An 18015-nucleotide genomic window follows, 5' to 3' on the forward strand; every position below is an offset into this window, starting at 1 on the left:
GTAGATAAAAAGGCAGTGACCATTCTTTCATAATCCCCATCTCCATAAGATGTGTAAAAGATTTGTCACTGCCTTTATTTTGTAATATTTTAATAACTGTTTTGTACTACAGAAATTTAAAGCTATCTAATAAGTTTTGCAAATTATCCTTATTCGTCCATATAACGGTATAGTCATAGATGCCACTACTTTCTGAGACAGGCCTTTTATTCTTCACAATAACAGCTACTTCTCGATCAAATACTTTCTGCTGGTCTGCTGATGGCATAATAATTCTAGCGGGTTCTCCATCTAGCTCTGTTGCAATAACCTCTGGATTGGTTCCATAAGGTTGAATAGGAATATCAATCTCCTGCTTCGCCACTTGGTCAATAGGACGTCCGAAGGATTCTAACTCACTGACTTCAAAAAAGCCATTTGGCCCATCATAACGTTCTTCATAATTAGAGTTCTTAATCCAATTAGCAGGGTATTTAAATGTAATATCATATAAAGGACTTCTAAAAGTCTTATAATTGGTATCTTGTTCGCCTCTTGTATAGGTCATTTCGTTATTATTTCCTTGATTAAGAAGCAGATAGCTTATACCCAATATAGCAATTAAACCTAATTGATCATTCATTATGTTACGCCCCTTTTCATCAATACTAATTACTACTATCCTATTAAATTTTCCATAAAATGGTTACAGTTTTAAAAAATTATTGTAAGATTAAAACAACTTTCTTATAATAAAGAAGTATTGAAACACTATAACAAGCGCAACCTACCTATAAGTATGTGCGCATTGTACAAGGAGGCTATATCATGAGAAAATTATTTGCTTTGATGATGTCCTGCATAATCGTTTTTTCTGTAGGCTGTTCATCAAATGCCGGCGGAGACCAAGCGGCTCCTAATGGCACAGCTAATGAACCGGTTTCAGGCGGTATCGTAAGAACTACAATGCCATCAGAACCAGACAATCTAGATCCATACCTATCAGCAGCATCCGATACGGATGCAGTTATGAACAATGTTTTTGAAGGACTTATGCGATTTGATGAAAACGGTGAGATCCTTCCACAACTTGCGACAAGCTATACCATTTCAGATGATAGTTTGACCTATACTTTTGATATAAGAACAGATGTAACTTTCCATAACGGCGATCCTATGACCATAGAAGATGTATTATACTCTTATAAAACCTTAGCAGGCCTTAATGGTGGTGAGATTCTTTCTTCAAAATTCAAGCTTGTTAAAGCTATTGAAAAAGTGGATGAAGATACTTTAACCTTCACTTTAAGTGAACCTTCTTCAGCTTTCTTATCTACCTTAATTGAACCTGTAGTCCCAGCTGATTATATGCAGCAATCAAGCTCACCTGTAGGTACTGGTCCTTTTACTTTTAAGAGCTACGTACCAGGCCAAAAAATTGTCTTAGATCGCAATGATACTTATTATGATACAAACCGCATGGCAAAGATTGATCAAATCGAATTCCGCATTATGACAGATGAAAACAGTATCCTTATGGCTCTTAAATCAGGAGATTTAGATATTGCACAGGTTCTGTCTATGAGTGTACCAGCTCTTGAAAAAGACTTTAACATTACTTCCTTCCCTCAAAATATGGTACAAATCTTTGCTTTAAATTTAGATAAAAAACCTTTTGACGATGTACGTGTACGTCAAGCTATCAACTATGCAATAAACAAAGACCTTATTATAGAGGGTGTAGTAGGTGGCTACGGCACTAAGCTTTATACCAATGCAAGCCCTGTAATGAGCTTCTGGTATAATGATTTAAGTCAAAATGAACCTTATCCTTATAATGTAGAAAAAGCTAAAGCACTTCTTGCTGAAGCGGGTTATAAGGATGGCTTTGAAACAACCATTAAGGTACCTTCAAATTATCAAACACACGTCGATACAGCACAAGTACTTGCTGATATGCTTAGTAAAGTAGGCATTACACTGAATATTGAACTTATTGAATGGGGCCAATGGCTTGAAACAGTTTATACAGGTGGTAATTATGACACAACTCTTGTTGGTCTTTCTGGTAAACTTGAACCACATGAAGTCTTTCTTCGCTATGAAAGCACTTACCCTAAAAACTTCTATCATTTAAGAAGTCCTGAATATGATGCCATCTTAGAACAAGCTATCACTGAAACAGATGCACCGAAACGTGCTGCTCTTTATAAACAAGCTCAACAATTCCTTGCAGATGAGGCCGTAGCCGTTTATATTATGGATCCACACCTTATCCTTGCAAGCAAACCAAATCTTAAAGGCTATACGCCATACCCTGCACCATATTTTGATGCAACAAAACTCTTTTACGTAGGGGAATAAACAGGTGAAATTATCATGTCATTTTATCTAAAAAAACTACTTTCTTTAGTCGTAACACTTTTTTTAATTTCTATAGTCACTTTTGGGGTATTTCAAATACTGCCAGGGGACCCAGCTGCAATCATCTTGGGTCCCGACGCAGACCCCTTCCAACTAGAGGCCTTAAGACAGTCTATGAATCAAGATGCACCTCTTCTTACTCGATATACAGATTGGTTAGGTAATGCTTTAACGGGCGATCTTGGGGAATCTTTTAGATTCCATATGCCTGTAAGTGACCTCCTACTTTCTCGTATTCCTGTAACCACTTCTTTAGCACTGATTACACTTATTTTTACTTTACTTATAGGCCTTCCACTTGGACTATTTATCGCAAGTCATAAAGGCCCTTCAGGTAAAGTTATTTCAGCTTTATCTCAGCTTGGTATTGCGATCCCTTCATTTTGGATGGGGATCTTACTTGTTCTTTTATTTGCAGTCACTTTAGGCCTTTTACCAAGCAGTGGTTATGTGGCTTTTGCAGATAATCCTATAGGCTGGCTAAAGAGTCTATTACTACCGGGCCTCTCTATCGCTCTAGGGACCTGTGCTGTACTCATTCGTTATCTTAAAACAGCGATGCTCGATGAACTCCCTAAGCAATATGTACAGACAGCTCGTGGCAAAGGACTTAGTGAGAAAATGGTTGTGCGTAAGCATATCTTTAAAAATGCTCTTATTCCTACTGTAACCATTTTAGGGATGCTTGTGATTGATATACTCGGTGGTAGTATTATTACTGAAAATGTTTTTAATATCCCTGGTCTTGGCAACTTAATTATTACAGCCATTAACAGCCGTGACCTACCACTTATCCAAGCACTTGTGCTTTATCTGGGGACAATTGTTGTTGTTTTCAACTTTATTGTGGATATGTTATACAGTGTGATTGACCCTCGTATTCGCGTAAAGGGGGATAACTAAGATGAAACGTAAACTTAATTTTGAACTCATTGTAGGCCTTAGCCTCATTGGTTTTGTCAGCCTTATTGCCATCATTAGCCTTTTCTATACACCCTATGACCCTAATGCTATGGATATTGCCAATAAGCTTAAACCCCCGTCTGCAGTCCACTTATTAGGGACAGATCAGTTTGGTCGTGATGTGTTAAGCCGTATGATGGTAGGCTCACAAGTTGTGCTTTTAGTTGGTTTTAGTACAGTTCTTATCTCCCTTATCCTAGGTGGACTCCTTGGTATCCTAGCTGGTTTCTATGGTGGTATGGTCGATACGCTTATTATGAAACTTATTGAAATTAAAATGGCTTTCCCTGGTACACTTCTTGCACTTATGCTCATTGCTATTTGGGGGCCTAGCGTAAGTATGATTATCCTTGCTTTAAGCATTATGAATATGCCTCGCTTTACAAGAGTTGTGCGAAGTGGCTACTTACAGTATAAAAATGCCACTTTTGTGGAAGCCGCACAAGTTCTCGGATTATCTAACACACGCATTATGCTGATACATATCTTGCCTAATCTCTCATCGAGCATTTATGTAACAGCCGCCTTAGCCTTTGCTTCTGCTATTCTTTCAGAAGCAGGACTTAGCTATTTAGGGCTTGGGCTTCAGCCTCCTCTAGCGAGTTGGGGGAAAATGCTTAATGAAGCGCAGCCTTATATGATCCAATCTCCATTTCTAGCTATTATCCCAGGTATTATGATTACCTTAATCGTACTTGGCTTTAACCTACTAGCTGATGGACTTAGAAAAAATAGAGTATAAATTTTTCTCTGTTTTTAATACTAGTAAAGGTATTCATTTACTCAGAAAGGAGAAAGATTTATGCTATTTATTCAAAACGGCAAGCTTCTCACTATGGCTGGCCGCTCTTATGAAAAAGGCTCTATTCTTATTAAAAATGGTAAAATCGAAGCCATTGGTGAAATCACCTGTCCTTCTTCTGATATCCAAATTATAGATGCAACAAACTGCTGGGTTATGCCAGGTATTATAGAAGCTCATTGCCATGTTGGCATCTCTGAACAGAAAAAAGGGATGGAAGGTGAAGACTGCAATGAAATGATGGACCCCATCACTCCGTACTTACGTGCCCTAGATGCTATTAATCCCATGGACCCAGGTTTTGACGATGCTGTACGTATGGGCATCACATCCGTTATGGTCGGCCCTGGAAGCAGCAATATTGTAGGGGGGCAATTCCTTTTTATGAAAACAAAAGGTAGTAGGTGCATTGATGATTTAGTCCTTAAAGAACCTGCTGCTATGAAAATCGCCCTAGGTGAAAATCCTAAACGTACTTATATGGATAAGCAAAAATTACCTTCTACTCGTATGTCCACTGCCGCTTTACTTCGAGAAGTTCTCTTCGAAGCTAAGCAATATGAGCAAGATAAAGAAGTTGCTCTTCAACAAGGAAATCATACTTTTAAAACGAACTTTAGACTGGAGCCCTGGCTTCCCGTTCTTAGGAAGGAAATTCCACTTAAAGCTCATGTACACCGCGCCGATGATATATTAACAGCTATTCGTATTGCCAAAGAATATGATGTGCGTTTGACGCTTGATCACTGCACAGAAGGTCATCTTATCGCAGAGCATATAGCCGCTTCTGGATTTCCTGCTATTGTAGGTCCTAGCCTAGCCTCTCGTGATAAAATTGAGACTCAAAATATAGATTTTAAAACAGCTGGCCTCCTTCATAAGGCTGGTGTGAAAGTTGCGATTACAACAGATCATCCTGTTACACCACTTTATCATCTTCCTAGGTGCGCAGGTATAGCGGCAAGAGAAGGCTTAGGTATAGAAGAGGGCTTACGTGCTATTACCATTAATGCAGCTGAAATTTGTGGTGTTGCAAACAGAGTGGGGAGCCTAGAAGTCGGTAAAGATGCCGATATGGCTATCTTCACGGGAAATCCTATGGAGATCTTCACTAAGCCTCTTTATACCCTTATCAATGGTAAAATTGTCTATCAAGCTGAAAAGTGTTAAGCCTTCCTTATCCTCTAAATAAAAATGGAGCACTCCTTTACGGATAGTGCTCCATTTTTATTTAGAGGACTTTACGCTCAAAGCTTAAGCAGTCTGTTTCTGTATAATCACTTACATCACCATGACTACTTACTTCAATTTCACTTAAACTACAATGTTTATTGACATTGTAAGCACATGTTTCTACTTTACATAGAATCTCTTCTGTTTCGCCTGCTTCCGTTACATTATTATGAACGTCATCACTATCTCTATAAGTCTCACAACAAGTGGACTCTGTCCAGTTAGCTCCTTTTCCTCCGATTTGAAGAATTTCAGCTTCACATATCTTTTCTTTGTTATAAACACAAGATTCTACAGAACAATTAATTGTTGGCATGGTCAGACCTCCTTCTTAAAGCTATTATGAACTTTAAAGGTCTCTTTTATACTTCCAGGTAAATAGGCTGACCTATTTTAATGCATTTTGAATCCATATTATGACCAATCTGAGAAGTTTTAACGATTGGCATAGTAGGGTCATCCACTATTTTTTGAACAAGTTCTTCTATCGTTGGTAAGAAATGCTCCTGTTCCATTACAGTATAGCTTCCTAGCAAAATCCCCTTAATCTGTTTGAATACACCTAACTGCTTGTACTGATTAAGATAAGTACTCATTTGCATAGGCCCTCCGCTATAGCTTTCTAAAAGAAGGACTTTATCTTTAAAGTCTGGCATATAAGATGTCCCTGCTAGTTTTAAGAAGCATCTAATATTCCCACCAACTACTACACCTTCTAATTTCTCACCTTGTACAAACTTATAATCCAGGCTGAATAAATCATCTTGACCTTCAAATAGACTTTTTCGAAGACGTTCTTTTTGCAGCCTTCTCTCTGAGCCGATTAAAAATCGAATTTGATATAAATAAGGTTTAATATTTGCTTTAGTATAAAGGGCATTCAGTACAGTTGTTAAATCACTGTATCCAAATACAGCTTTAGGTGGTAAATTCCTCATAAGTTCATAATTGAGGTACTCTAATACTTCATTCGCTAAATCACCACCTGAAAGGTCAAAGATAGCTTGAATCTCTGGATCTTTATAAAACGCCATAAAAGCCTCTGCCTTCTCTTTAGCTGTTCCATTAAAGCCATCTTCTCTTTCATAAATGCAAGGACTCATTTCCACCCTAAGTCCTAATGATTCTAATTCTTGTATAAGTTCATCAATACGTATTTTATAAGTTAAAGCTTGAGGATTTGAACATCCTACAAGGCCTACCTTATCACCTTTTTTCAGTAATGACATTTCAATCACCTCTTAAATTCTTAAAATTAAACTCACTATCTCTACCATTCCATTATGAAGGAGATTGGTTACAAAACTAAGTGGGCCACTGATCACACCTATAACTAATAAAAGGATTAGAATAAGTGAACCATATCTTTCATACTGCATATATTTAAAATATTTATCTTCCGGAAGCACTGCACCTAATACTTTAGAACCATCTAATGGCGGAACTGGAATTAAGTTAAAAACACCTAACCCAAGATTAATAATCACCATATATTGAAGCCCATTAAACACCATCCTTACTAAGCTACTTGTGATAAAGCCACCTGTTACTTTGATCATAAGCCCCATCGTCAATAAGCTCATAAAAGCAATAAAGAAGTTCATAATAGGTCCACCTAGTGCTACCAAGAGCATGCCCTTTTTCCTCTTTTTATAATAATAAGGATTAACCATGACAGGCTTTGCCCATCCAAAATGGAAGAACATTAAACATAAGGTTCCTACTAAATCCAAATGTCTAAAAGGGTTTAATGATAATCTTCCAGACTGCTTAGGTGTTGGGTCCCCTAACTTATAAGATACATAGCCATGAGCAAATTCATGCATTGAAATGGCTATGAGGACTGCTGGTATTGTATAAAGTAAATCTTCTATTTCACTCATTTTTTCATCTCCTAATTTTTATGGACTGTCATTAATTATTAATCATTAAAATATTATAATATAATGCTTTATTTTTATAATTATTTATAACATAATATTATGTATATTAAAAGGAGATGATGAAATGAATACATTTATAGAAATTACACCTGAAAGCCTTGAAAAAAGTCCCTTCCAACTTATAGGCAAAGAATGGATGCTTGTAACAGCTGAAAAAGATGGCATTGTCAATACTATGACTGCTTCTTGGGGTGGCCTAGGTGTAATGTGGGGGAAAAATGTAGCTTATGTAGTGATTAGACCACAACGCTATACAAAAGAATTTATAGATGGTAGTGATACATTCTCTCTTACTTTCTTCGCACCTGAATTCAAAAAACAACTTGGCTACCTTGGTAAAGTATCTGGTCGAGATGAAGACAAGATCGAAAAAGCTGGCCTAACAGTAGCACATAGTCATGAAACACCTTACTTTGAAGAAGCTAACCTTGTTATGATATGTAAAAAACTCTATAAACAATCTCTTAATCCAGAAGGTTTTATAGAAAGTAGCATTGATGAAAAATGGTATCCTAATAAGGATTATCATGAAATGTATATTGTGGAAATTGAGAAAGTGTTGGTGAAATAATAACAAATCCCCCTTCTAATGGAGGGGGATTTCTGTATTTTCAATAATAAGACTTTGCACTTCATTTAAGTCTATAAAATCATTTGCACTTAAACCCATTATATGACTTATGCTCTCTGTATACGGATCATGATCTGAATGAGAAGTAGGAGTATGAGGCTGATTTGCTTCTTCTGTTAAAGCAAGTTTAAGATGCTCGGTAAAGAAATAGTTTGCGCTTGTGCTTAACCCAGAAGTGGAAAGTTTAAGGATTTGTCCATCTTTCATTTTAAGACTTAAATCAAATACACCTACTGAGCCTTCTAGCTGATAGCCATCTACCCTTACACCTAGACTCGATACTTCCACATTTTTCACTTTTATCTTAGCCCCTTGTTCTGATTCTACCACTCTATTGGGTCTTGCTTTTTTCACATTAGAGTTCTTACTGAGTTTGAAGGTGAGTGACCACTCATCTCTTACTATAGGTGTATAATTTTCATAGGCTAATTGTAGCTTTAAGTCTTTTAAATCCTCTTCTGTTATGGATCCAAAGACATCTTTTATCCTTCGCCTTTGAGTATCTTCATCCCACCTATTCGTTCCTTCTTGATAGTAAACTTCTAAGTCTAGCTTAGAATTCATAAGTTTAAAGCGTGTATCTAAATGATTTTCCTCATAAGGATCTGGGTAGCTCGTATAAAGTCTTAAAGTGCCTTTATGATCTAGAATCATCTGATCTAACATAAACCCTTCAAGTTTATCCGTTAACGGTATATTTAAGGTTTGGTCTTTCTCATAGTCCATATCCTCATAGTAATTATAATCAAGCTCTTGCATCTTATGATAGGCTTCTTGTAAATCTACTTTTAAAGGTATTTCTTCACTTTCAAAATGTCCTATATTTTCTGCTACAATAGTAATTTCCTGCCCGTATAAATTTTTATTCATGCTAATGTCAATAAGGTAATAAAGCTTCTTTTTATCTTCTGAGAGGATAGGTTCATATGCATACCCCATACTTGTATGCTTTGCTGGTTGAATACGAATATTTTCTACTAAAGTATTCTCCTCAAAAGGCTCCCCATTCTCTTTTGTCATACTGAGTGCGATAAAACCAGATGAACTATCAATAACGGCCTCCTCTACTGTAAAAATAATGCCTTGATGGTTCACACTTTGCCCCACCACTTGAGCTTCTTTGTGAATCATAGCAAATTGATCCCCTATAAGACTACTAAGAACAGGGCTATTACTTACTGCTACTACACTCATGCCAAGTGCTGTAAAAACTGCCACTAAAGGTAAAAGGATGCGCTTCCTCCCTTTTAACCGAGACTTCTTTTCTTTTTTTGCCTCTCTATGGCTCTCTAAAGAAGTTCCTTTAATACCTTCTAAGGCTCTTCTTTTAATGACATCTAAAGACGGCATCTCATTTAGTTTCTTATCTGTATCTAACAACGCTTCACGCTCTTCATTACCTCCATAAAGTGCTTCCTCATCATAGCTTTCTAGGTACTTTATATCTAAATTATCCATCATCTCAGATATTTTCTTACTCATAACACTCACCTCTCTCCTTTAAAAGCTGCTCCAGCTTTTTCTTACCTCTAAAAAGCTTAGTCCCAACTGTAGCAGGATTAATCCCTATATGTTTAGCGATTTCTGATAACTTCTCCATATAGAAGTAACGTCTAATAAAAATCTCTCTATCTGGCTCTGGCAGTGCACTTACTAACTCATTAATCAAGTCGTCACTTTCCTTTGCCATAAGATCACTTTCAGGTGTAGCATACTCTATAAGATCCTCTTCAAGTGGAAGCAGCTCATAATGACCTTTAGCTCTTATTTTATTGAGTACATGATTTCTCGTCATGGCTCCTAAGTACGCCTTTAAAGAACCTTCTTTTATAGTAAGCTTGTGCCTGTTTTCCCAGAGTTTCACAAACACATCCGCACAAACCTCTTCCATGTCTTCTTTAGTCAGCCTATTAGAGGAAACTTTAAAGGTAACACGTGCTATGTAGCTACTATATACATCAATAAGATTTTCATAGCTCTCTACTTGGCTAGCCCTTATCCCCTCTAGTATTTGTTTCTCGTCCATACTATCCTCCTTATTAGGGTATTCACTTATATAGACACATCAAAAGACTAATATTTTCCCATTTTCTTATTTTTAGTATAACCAATATTAACCATACCCTAAATAAAATAAAAAAGTGCTCATAAACTTTACAGTTATAAGCACATAATCATTTTACAATACTTCTATAGAACATAGCTCGTGTGTAAAAACTATTTCATTTTTCTTAATCGCATATATTCATAACTTATATTTCATTTGCCTTATATGTATGAATTGCCTCTTTTGCCATTAGATAAACATCTTTTAAAAGTTCATCTTTAATACTATCTAGTTCACTTTCTGAGTACCACTTCAAATCACGGGATTCATTCTCTCGTGGCTTTAACCTTTCTGAAATACTTCTTGCATAAAAGACAAAGTCAATATGTTCATGCTTTTCCCCTACTTCTGCCCATACCATATGCACAGGATTTATGAGCATCTTTTCTCTTTCCGTATTTACATTTTGCCCTTTTAAACTATCTATGTTATATAATTCTACTTCAACTCCTGCCTCTTCAAAAACTTCCCTTACTGCAGCTTCTTCTGGTAATTCATTTAGGTCTATATGCCCTCCAACCGGCAACAATATTTGGGCCTTTTTATGTTTATGTAGCAGAACACTATTATTATTTACTACATAAACGGATACTGTAAAATGCCTGTCTCTATTCATCTCATTTTTCCTCTTATCTTATAAAATACGTATTTATTTTTACATTAAACTTATCATATTTATACAATCAAATAAGTATTTATAGCAAAATAACAGATAAAACTGTAAGCTCTTCCTCAAGTGCTACTTTACTCAGTTTAAAGGTTGCGTCTATCCCCAGCTATCTAAACTAGAATTTATCTCTTTATAGAATCTACAATCCTATTCATCATTCTATCTACTGTTTGATTGATTTCATTTCCCTCCCAGCCTAACTTCCATTCCTTTTCATTAAGTAGTTTAAGCTATTAAAATTAATTATCTTCTCCTATTAATACTTTTATTGTTATGCTATAATAGCCTAGCAAATATAACTAAACCACAGAGGGATGGCTGTGGAGGTTTTGAACGTTTTCTCCTCCTTGGGCTATTGTTGATTCATTCATCATAGCACAAAGGGGGTGGTATTGGATATGATACTAATGATCATCATAGTATTAGCTATTTTAACTATTACTATTGTTTATGTCCTTAAAGGTATTTATGTTATTAAATTTAATCTTGAAGGTAGCCTAAAAGGTTTTAAATTAAGTTTTGAGACTAAAAATGAAAAAGACACTCCATCCAGCAAGAAGTAGTGTCTTTTTTGTAAATATATTATTTTCATAATCCAATAGCCCTAAAATAAAACAAACGTCTCATCTTAGGAATGCTTAGTAGTTGGCAGCTACTGAGCATTTCTTTATATACTTATATTATAACAATATTTTCTTAAAAATAAACCCCCTTTATTTTTTTCTACTAATTTTAAATTTCTTTGATACCTACTTTCGATTCATCATACTAATTACATAGAAGTGAAACTTACGAAACTTTACTTTGTGAGTATTGTTTTGTTCCATGCTTCAACAAAGTGTTCTGAAATAAATTTTGCCTCTTCACTATTGGGGGCTAATATTAACTTTTTGTCAATTATATAGCTAATCATCATATCCATAAATCGATTTTTCTCCTCCACAGATAAAGAATCATATCTTCTAATTTCAACTAGCCCTGCTTGTTCATATTTTAATATTTCATCATATACATTAGGAATAAATATTCCATTTTACCTCCCCCCTATGTCTAATATAAATCTTTTTATCTATTGGCTAGATTAAAAACTAACTTCTTGTTTTGCAAGATTGATTCTGCTATAAAAATATCTGCTATAGTTTAAATTAAATGGCTCAATTTTTTCATAACAATATAATGCTAGTTTATATTCTTTAGCATTTATAAGCGTAATAATATAGTTGTTTATTCCACAAGTAGCTTGGCTATAGGGTGTACGATGCGCATTTAATGCTTCCCACGTACCAATTAAGTGCATTTGCTCCTTTTCATTAGGATACTTCAAATAAGTTAATATATCTTCAAAGCAATTTTGTGATTCATCTAAAAACTGCTTATAATCTTTGTTCATTAACCCATAGGTAGCAATGAGCTGCGTAAAATAAGTTAACTCATAAAATGTAGCCGTAGAAGTATTTTTAAGCTCTACTACTGATTCTCTCAGGTTTTCAAGTGCATAAAGTGAATGTTCTTTATCAAACTTAAAATCAATCAGACAAGGGATTGCCACATTTGCTCTATGAGATTCAAATCGAATAACAACATTTTCTTGTGTTTTAGGGGAATTTTTACAAGCATACTCATATAATTTATTCCAATAGGATTCAAATCCACCTATTAATAAAGTCATTTTTTGTGTTCCATCTGATACAATCCAGTGCAGATATTGTTTATCCATTTGAAGTAATTGCTTTTCAAATAACTTATGATTTATAAGTTGCTCTTGTGACTTCCGTAACATAGCTAGATTATCAGAAATATTCCATAGGGCCCAACAACGCTCTTGGTTAGTAAAATCCTCTGTATTAAGGGCTTCTTGAAGCAAGTGGACTATTTCTTCTTTATGATTTGCCTTTTGAAATCTAAAAAAATCGTCTTTTAGTCTACCGCTTATCATGAATTTTCTCCCCCTATTTCATTCTTTACTACTCTTATTTATTGACATACCCCCTTTACTCTTTTATAAAAGAGAATAAAACCCTTTCATGCCCACATTCTGGTGTAAATTCTTTGTACTTCTTAGTAAGCTCATTAATCTGTCTAAAATATAATGCTTCTAATAATTCACTAACAACCATACTAAAATCCCTCCCTCAGGAAGTATACTCTCTTATTTTTTGGTGAGTAAACCTAGTATAACAAGTAAATCCTTGAATTACTAATCTATATTTTTCAAATATTTTGTGTTATAATATTTATATAAACAATTTCACCTAAACAAATAAAACCAATCCCAAGGCTAAGCATTTAAAGGTCCCCAAAGTACAAATACATCTTAAAATGAAAAGCGAGTGCTCACATAAAGCACCCGCTTTTTTATTTTAAAATCCTAGATAACTTACTATCCATTTCTTTTATTTTTCCCATACCCTAAGGCTAATGAAATTCCATTTAGTATAAGTGTAATTATAAGAAGGATTAAAGAAACTCTTGCTACTGCATAAGATATATCCATAAGTGCTGTCCAATCTTCTATCTTAACTAAATGATCTGTATAAAAAATTTGCATGCATAATGAAGCAGCACATGCACTTAAACTAACTATTGAAAATGTACCTGTTCTTTTAAAATTTCTATTCTTATATTGCATCATATCTATAATAGGCATTCCCCATGCGATTAATCCAAGTATTAAACTCCCTATATTTAACCAATACGCCTCTATCATCATTTCCTCCTCATTACTCATTGATTCGTATGATTCCCTTCTCTAAATAGCTGCGCTGCATGAGCATAGGAAAGATTCCACTGTTGCCACTTAGATACAAAATTCACACACTCTTCATAGTTACGTACACAATATTCATAGTCATCATTTTCTACTATTTTCATATCTAAGAGTGGTCCTACTGCAGATAAACTTAGGCCGTAGAAATCATCTACTGTATCTTCCCCTTTTTCTAGGTATAAATCTGCATTATGACGTGCTACCTGATAGTCTGGATTCATATAATTAAGCCCTAAATACATAACTGTAAAGATAATAAATAAAGATTTACAAAGTCTAACCTTTTCTCTACATATTTTAAGCGTAATAAGTCCTAATACTAAGATACATAGAACAAGGAACCAAGTTACATAAATACGTTTTAAAGTAAGTCCGTAGTTATTCATATACATAGCCATTTTAGATAGCGCAGTTACAATAATAAATAAAGTAAAACCTATAAAGAAAAAGGTATAACCTTTCATCCACTTCCTTTTCTTGGCTTCACCCCTACCCTTTGTAAAGATATTGATCCCCGCAATAACACCCAAATTAAGACAAGCTATAGGAAGCATTTCAAAGAAACCTCGTCTAGCATATTCTGCATAAGTATAGCTCTCTGGCAAAATACTTTGAAAAGCTGATACAAAGTAACTAAGCTGCGCGAAGCAGTATAATAAGTAGAGCATCCCCAGCAAGGTACTAACTGTCATCACAATAGTAAAATCTAACCCTCTTTCATACTGTGTAGCTGGCACCTCGTTGTCTATCTCTCCATCCAAACTCCATGCCTCTCTCTTGTCTAATCCACATCCCCTACTTTCCTCTTTCTTCTCATGTGTCAGCCCATATAAGAAACCCATTAGTGGGAAGAAGATTATGGTGAAACTTACGATACGTACAACAATATCTTCAACCTCTACATCTATGTATAGATTTCGTATGATTAAATCTATCATGCCTTCAAAGGCTGCATCTGCGCCAATTAAGAGATTCCCAGCTATAAGAAGAATAGGTATCCCAATAAGACATCCTATCCCAATTTTACCTACCAGCTGCATTTTCTTAGAACTGACAAGTTCCTCATCTTGCTTTATAGACTTAAGCCCTATCCCCCAGTTTTGGAAAGGCATCGTTAGAGCGAGCATACCCGCATGCCAAAACCATTTTACAGAGTAACGTTCATAAGTATTACGTTCAAAAAGTCCCCCAAGTTGTAATACCATAAGAGCTGCTAAGAACACACAGTTGAAGAATTTCAATAGTTCATTTGAAAAGATACTAAAGCTTAGTGCCAATAAGATTATAGGAATAAAAAGTTTATCTTTAAAAATAAGGCTCACTGGCCCTTTGGATTTATACAGAAAGATAACCCCTATATAAAAAGCTGCAACTACAATAGGTACAGCTATCCCAAATCCTCCAAATACTAAAAGCTCTACCATTAAACAGGTGAGGATAATGGTAATCCCCATCCTCATTCTCTCATCTTTATATCCCATAAATCCTTTCCCCTTTCTATCTACTCTTCATCAGGTCTATACTCAAGTAAGTCCCCTGGTTGACAGTCTAATACTTTACAAATGGCATCAAGCGTAGAAAATCTTACTGCTTTGCCTTTGTTATTCTTCAATATGGATAAGTTAGCAAGGGTAATCCCTACACGTTCTGACAGTTCATTCATACTCATTTTTCGCTTTGCTAACATCACATCTAAATTAACGATAATAGCCATTTCAATCACCTCTTCTATATTGTAAGTTCATTCTCTTCTTGAATTTCAATGGCAATCTGTACAAGTTTATATAAAATCGCACCAATAAGTGTAACCATAAAGGCTCCTATAGCAATAATCAGTATACTGAGGCTTGGTCCAATGACAATGGCTGCCACTACATACGCTACGAAAATAATAGCTGCGCATACACTAATCCCTTTTAAATGCTTTTGACTGCTTATCGAAAAAGGTTCACGTACCATAATATTTCTTGCTAATCCCTTTGTGTACCATAAAACCATCCAAGCTGGTATACCTGACCCATAGAGCAAGATCATAAAAGATTTATAATGCTGCACGCCATAGAAAGTCGTACGCTTTAATACCGCTGGTACAATCCAAGGTAACCCAATCATCACACCTGTTAATACAATTAATCCTGCTAAACATAACCCATACAAAAATTTGCTTAATAAATTCTTTTCCATTTTATCACCTCAAGGTGATTATATAACGGTCACATTCTAATTTCAATATTTTTTTATCGAAAAGCGATATATTTTTATTGATTATACAGAACCACATAAAAAAAGATAAACGCTTTTACAGTTTATCTCTTTTCTAATTCTAATAATTTGATTTTCATTTCAAGGCCACCACCATATCCTACAAGCTTGCCATCTGCTCCAATCACTCTATGGCAAGGTATAAAAATAGGAATAGGATTTTTATTATTAGCGCCACCTACTGCTCTGCATGCTTTTTCATTACCTACAGCATGGGCAATGTCCTTATAGCTTCTCGTCTCACCATAAGGAATGGTACAAAGTGCTTCCCATACGCGCTGTCTAAAAGGTGTTCCTTGTGGCCTTAAGGGTAAATCAAAAATCTTTCTACGCCCTTCTACATACTCTCTCAGCTCTTCTGCTGCTTTTTGTAGAAGCTCCGTCTCTTCTTGTATACATTCTTCCTGAAAGTTCTCTGCCTCTAGGATGACATTGGTAATCCATCCCTCTTCTTCAGCAACACCAATCTTCCCTATGGCTGTATCATAGTAATAGATGTTTTTCATATTAACTTCCTCATTTCTATACTCTTTACCCTAAACTAACCTTTAATGCGATACTTTTTCTCAATTCTTCTATACACAAGTATTAAAAGAATCAGCCCAGGTAAAGCACTTAACCCCATTAAAATACTTGCTAAAGTTATACTCCAAAATCCTAATATGCCAGCTACAATATAAAGGCTTCCATATACGAGCCACATGATTGCATTGGCTTTGTTATAAGCTTTAATATCTGTAATTTCTTCACTTTTTACAACTGTACCTGACCAAAAGTGTATAGGTGTTTTTGCTTTTAAAGCATATAGACCTATACCTAAAAAAGTAACGGCACATATTAGACAAACTATTAAACTGACAATACTTTCTCCCATCTCATCCCATACTCCCTTGCTTTGGAATCTTCATTTTCCTGCTCCGCTATTACATGAAAACCTTGTTTTTTATAAAAATCTACAGCCCTTTGATTCTCTACATAAACAGCGAGTTCTAACACTTCATACTGTGCTTTGCAGTAGTCTATTAAAGCTTTGCCTACACCCTTTCCTTGTGAACGTGTATCTACAAATAGTGCTCCAATAAAGCTCCCCTCTATAATACTAATAAACCCTTGTATCTGTTTACCTTCTTCATAGACAAAAGTTTTAGCTAGAGGTAAATACTGCTCTTTTACAACCTTGTAGTTTGCTTCCCAATAATCCCTAGCGATAAAGGGATGCCCTTGTAGTGTTGATGTAAGCCAAATATTCATGACTTCTTCAATCTGTACATCTTGCATTTCATAAATACGATATTTGATCATTTGAGTTACTCCTTATAAATCTTATAAAATTCTTATTCTATTTTCTCTAAATGTATTTACGCTTAAACTCTAGCGGTGAGCAGCCTTCATACTCTTTAAACTTAGAGCAAAAGTAGCTTGAATCCTTAAAACCTACAGCCTCTCCGATTTCTTTGATTTTCACCTGCTCCTGCATAACTAGATATTCTTTAGCTTTTTTAATTCTAATCTTATTGAGATAATCAATGGGTTTATGCTCATACGCCTCTTTAAAAAGTCTGCATAAATAGTATTTCGTCACCCCAATTTGATTTGCTAAATCTTCTAACGTAATCTCTTGAGCATAATAGGTATCCATATAGCGGATAACAGGTCTCAGTCTTTCATAAATTTGATTCTCATTTTGACAAGCTTTTCTATTCTGATCCATAAAAATAAGGAAATTATAAAGTTGCCCTGAACCTATAATGTTCCTCTCATGTCTATCTAGTGGCACATTAAGGGTATAAAAAATTTCTTTTATCCTTTGTCTCATTTCTGTCATCCACTCAATATTTAGAACCAATGCATTCCCTATCCCCATATAATCTAAAATACTTTCTATCTGCATTCCATTAAAAGTAATCCATGCTGTTTTCCAAGTTTTGATCGTAGGCTCATAAACATGAGGGATATCTTTTCTAAAGAAAAAAGCCATACCTGGTTTAATGGTATAGACCTCCCCATTAATTTTAAGTATTCCCTCGCCCTCTAAACAATACGTCCATTGATAGTCAGAATACCCCTTTTCCCTCTCTACACCATTCTCCTCATAATACATACCTATCCCTGTTACAAAGCAAGGAAGGCTCTCTACATCTTTAGTTAGCATGGGAAATAACACTTGCTTCTCCATACCCACTCCTCCGTTCAATATTTTTATATCCTTTGCAATATCTTTAGATTTACTTATA

Annotated in this window: 24 protein-coding genes; 6 read left to right on the plus strand and 18 right to left on the minus strand. The window is 35.3% G+C overall.

From position 1 onward, the window contains the following. Window positions 1–106: 106 nt before the first annotated feature. On the minus strand, window positions 107–622 hold the full coding sequence (locus ACLTBU_RS03690; RefSeq protein ID WP_412217581.1) for a hypothetical protein: 516 nt from the start codon (window positions 620–622) through the stop codon (window positions 107–109). 185 nt (window positions 623–807) lie between these two features. Between ACLTBU_RS03690 and ACLTBU_RS03695 the strand changes: the two genes are divergently transcribed. The 4 genes from ACLTBU_RS03695 to ACLTBU_RS03710 are packed head-to-tail and all read left to right on the plus strand — an operon-like array spanning window position 808 to window position 5338. Beyond that, window positions 808–2343 (plus strand): ABC transporter substrate-binding protein, encoded by a 1536-nt coding sequence (locus tag ACLTBU_RS03695; RefSeq protein ID WP_412217583.1) that lies wholly within the window; start codon window positions 808–810, stop codon window positions 2341–2343. Between the two features lie 15 nt (window positions 2344–2358). Next, window positions 2359–3306 carry an ABC transporter permease gene (locus ACLTBU_RS03700; RefSeq protein WP_412217585.1) on the plus strand — a complete coding sequence of 316 codons (948 nt, stop codon included), beginning with the start codon at window positions 2359–2361 and terminating at the stop codon, window positions 3304–3306. 1 nt (window position 3307) lies between these two features. Then, entirely contained in the window at window positions 3308–4108 is an 801-nt protein-coding gene (locus tag ACLTBU_RS03705) for an ABC transporter permease (RefSeq protein ID WP_412217587.1), read from the plus strand. A 60-nt stretch (window positions 4109–4168) separates the two neighbouring features. Further along, window positions 4169–5338: an amidohydrolase gene (locus ACLTBU_RS03710; RefSeq protein ID WP_177670490.1), complete on the plus strand. Its 1170-nt coding sequence runs from the start codon at window positions 4169–4171 to the stop codon at window positions 5336–5338. Between the two features lie 61 nt (window positions 5339–5399). On the opposite strand, the gene ACLTBU_RS03715 is transcribed toward ACLTBU_RS03710, so the two are convergent. From ACLTBU_RS03715 to ACLTBU_RS03725, 3 genes are read right to left on the minus strand one after another with little or no spacing between them, the layout of a single operon-like run. Then, window positions 5400–5717: a DUF1540 domain-containing protein gene (locus ACLTBU_RS03715; protein ID WP_177670488.1), complete on the minus strand. Its 318-nt coding sequence runs from the start codon at window positions 5715–5717 to the stop codon at window positions 5400–5402. Between the two features lie 46 nt (window positions 5718–5763). Further along, window positions 5764–6630 (minus strand): S66 peptidase family protein, encoded by an 867-nt coding sequence (locus ACLTBU_RS03720; protein ID WP_412217590.1) that lies wholly within the window; start codon window positions 6628–6630, stop codon window positions 5764–5766. A gap of 12 nt (window positions 6631–6642) precedes the next feature. Next, window positions 6643–7284 (minus strand): site-2 protease family protein, encoded by a 642-nt coding sequence (locus ACLTBU_RS03725; protein WP_412217592.1) that lies wholly within the window; start codon window positions 7282–7284, stop codon window positions 6643–6645. Between the two features lie 124 nt (window positions 7285–7408). Between ACLTBU_RS03725 and ACLTBU_RS03730 the strand changes: the two genes are divergently transcribed. Further along, window positions 7409–7915: a flavin reductase gene (locus tag ACLTBU_RS03730; protein WP_412217594.1), complete on the plus strand. Its 507-nt coding sequence runs from the start codon at window positions 7409–7411 to the stop codon at window positions 7913–7915. Between the two features lie 15 nt (window positions 7916–7930). Here ACLTBU_RS03730 and ACLTBU_RS03735 read toward each other — a convergent pair whose 3' ends face one another. The 3 genes from ACLTBU_RS03735 to ACLTBU_RS03745 form a co-directional block, all read right to left on the minus strand. Next, window positions 7931–9457 carry a hypothetical protein gene (locus tag ACLTBU_RS03735; RefSeq protein WP_412217597.1) on the minus strand — a complete coding sequence of 509 codons (1527 nt, stop codon included), beginning with the start codon at window positions 9455–9457 and terminating at the stop codon, window positions 7931–7933. Then, entirely contained in the window at window positions 9450–10001 is a 552-nt protein-coding gene (locus ACLTBU_RS03740) for an RNA polymerase sigma factor (RefSeq protein ID WP_249331841.1), read from the minus strand. The genes ACLTBU_RS03735 and ACLTBU_RS03740 overlap by 8 nt, the downstream gene beginning before the upstream one ends. A gap of 226 nt (window positions 10002–10227) precedes the next feature. Beyond that, window positions 10228–10698 (minus strand): NUDIX hydrolase, encoded by a 471-nt coding sequence (locus ACLTBU_RS03745; protein ID WP_412217600.1) that lies wholly within the window; start codon window positions 10696–10698, stop codon window positions 10228–10230. Window positions 10699–11144: 446 nt separating this feature from the next. Between ACLTBU_RS03745 and ACLTBU_RS03750 the strand changes: the two genes are divergently transcribed. After that, window positions 11145–11315, plus strand: a complete 171-nt coding sequence (locus tag ACLTBU_RS03750; RefSeq protein ID WP_177670477.1) for a hypothetical protein — start codon at window positions 11145–11147, stop codon at window positions 11313–11315. 236 nt (window positions 11316–11551) lie between these two features. On the opposite strand, the gene ACLTBU_RS03755 is transcribed toward ACLTBU_RS03750, so the two are convergent. From ACLTBU_RS03755 to ACLTBU_RS03805, 11 genes are all read right to left on the minus strand, one after another. Further along, complete coding sequence (locus ACLTBU_RS03755; protein ID WP_412217603.1) at window positions 11552–11674, minus strand: hypothetical protein; 123 nt, start codon at window positions 11672–11674, stop codon at window positions 11552–11554. A 159-nt stretch (window positions 11675–11833) separates the two neighbouring features. Then, entirely contained in the window at window positions 11834–12688 is an 855-nt protein-coding gene (locus tag ACLTBU_RS03760) for a hypothetical protein (RefSeq protein WP_412217606.1), read from the minus strand. Window positions 12689–12743: 55 nt separating this feature from the next. Then, window positions 12744–12869: a hypothetical protein gene (locus tag ACLTBU_RS03765; protein ID WP_412217608.1), complete on the minus strand. Its 126-nt coding sequence runs from the start codon at window positions 12867–12869 to the stop codon at window positions 12744–12746. A 263-nt stretch (window positions 12870–13132) separates the two neighbouring features. Beyond that, window positions 13133–13459, minus strand: coding sequence for a hypothetical protein (locus tag ACLTBU_RS03770; RefSeq protein WP_412217611.1), 327 nt, complete (start codon window positions 13457–13459; stop codon window positions 13133–13135). Between the two features lie 17 nt (window positions 13460–13476). Beyond that, complete coding sequence (locus tag ACLTBU_RS03775; protein ID WP_412217614.1) at window positions 13477–15000, minus strand: DUF4153 domain-containing protein; 1524 nt, start codon at window positions 14998–15000, stop codon at window positions 13477–13479. Between the two features lie 20 nt (window positions 15001–15020). Further along, entirely contained in the window at window positions 15021–15233 is a 213-nt protein-coding gene (locus ACLTBU_RS03780; RefSeq protein WP_177670471.1) for a helix-turn-helix domain-containing protein, read from the minus strand. A gap of 14 nt (window positions 15234–15247) precedes the next feature. Continuing rightward, entirely contained in the window at window positions 15248–15703 is a 456-nt protein-coding gene (locus ACLTBU_RS03785; RefSeq protein ID WP_337530588.1) for a DUF2975 domain-containing protein, read from the minus strand. 122 nt (window positions 15704–15825) lie between these two features. Next, the gene (locus tag ACLTBU_RS03790; protein ID WP_412217618.1) at window positions 15826–16287 is read right to left on the minus strand and encodes a methylated-DNA--[protein]-cysteine S-methyltransferase; all 462 of its coding nucleotides are present in this window, start codon (window positions 16285–16287) and stop codon (window positions 15826–15828) included. A 35-nt stretch (window positions 16288–16322) separates the two neighbouring features. Continuing rightward, window positions 16323–16655: a hypothetical protein gene (locus ACLTBU_RS03795; protein WP_249331855.1), complete on the minus strand. Its 333-nt coding sequence runs from the start codon at window positions 16653–16655 to the stop codon at window positions 16323–16325. Next, window positions 16631–17083: an N-acetyltransferase gene (locus ACLTBU_RS03800; protein ID WP_412217621.1), complete on the minus strand. Its 453-nt coding sequence runs from the start codon at window positions 17081–17083 to the stop codon at window positions 16631–16633. The genes ACLTBU_RS03795 and ACLTBU_RS03800 overlap by 25 nt, the downstream gene beginning before the upstream one ends. Window positions 17084–17129: 46 nt before the next feature. Next, window positions 17130–17957, minus strand: coding sequence for an AraC family transcriptional regulator (locus ACLTBU_RS03805; RefSeq protein ID WP_412217623.1), 828 nt, complete (start codon window positions 17955–17957; stop codon window positions 17130–17132). Window positions 17958–18015: the final 58 nt, after the last annotated feature.

The sequence above is a fragment of the Zhenhengia sp. genome, from assembly GCF_046966505.1.
GTDB lineage: Bacteria > Bacillota > Clostridia > Lachnospirales > Cellulosilyticaceae > Zhenhengia > Zhenhengia yiwuensis.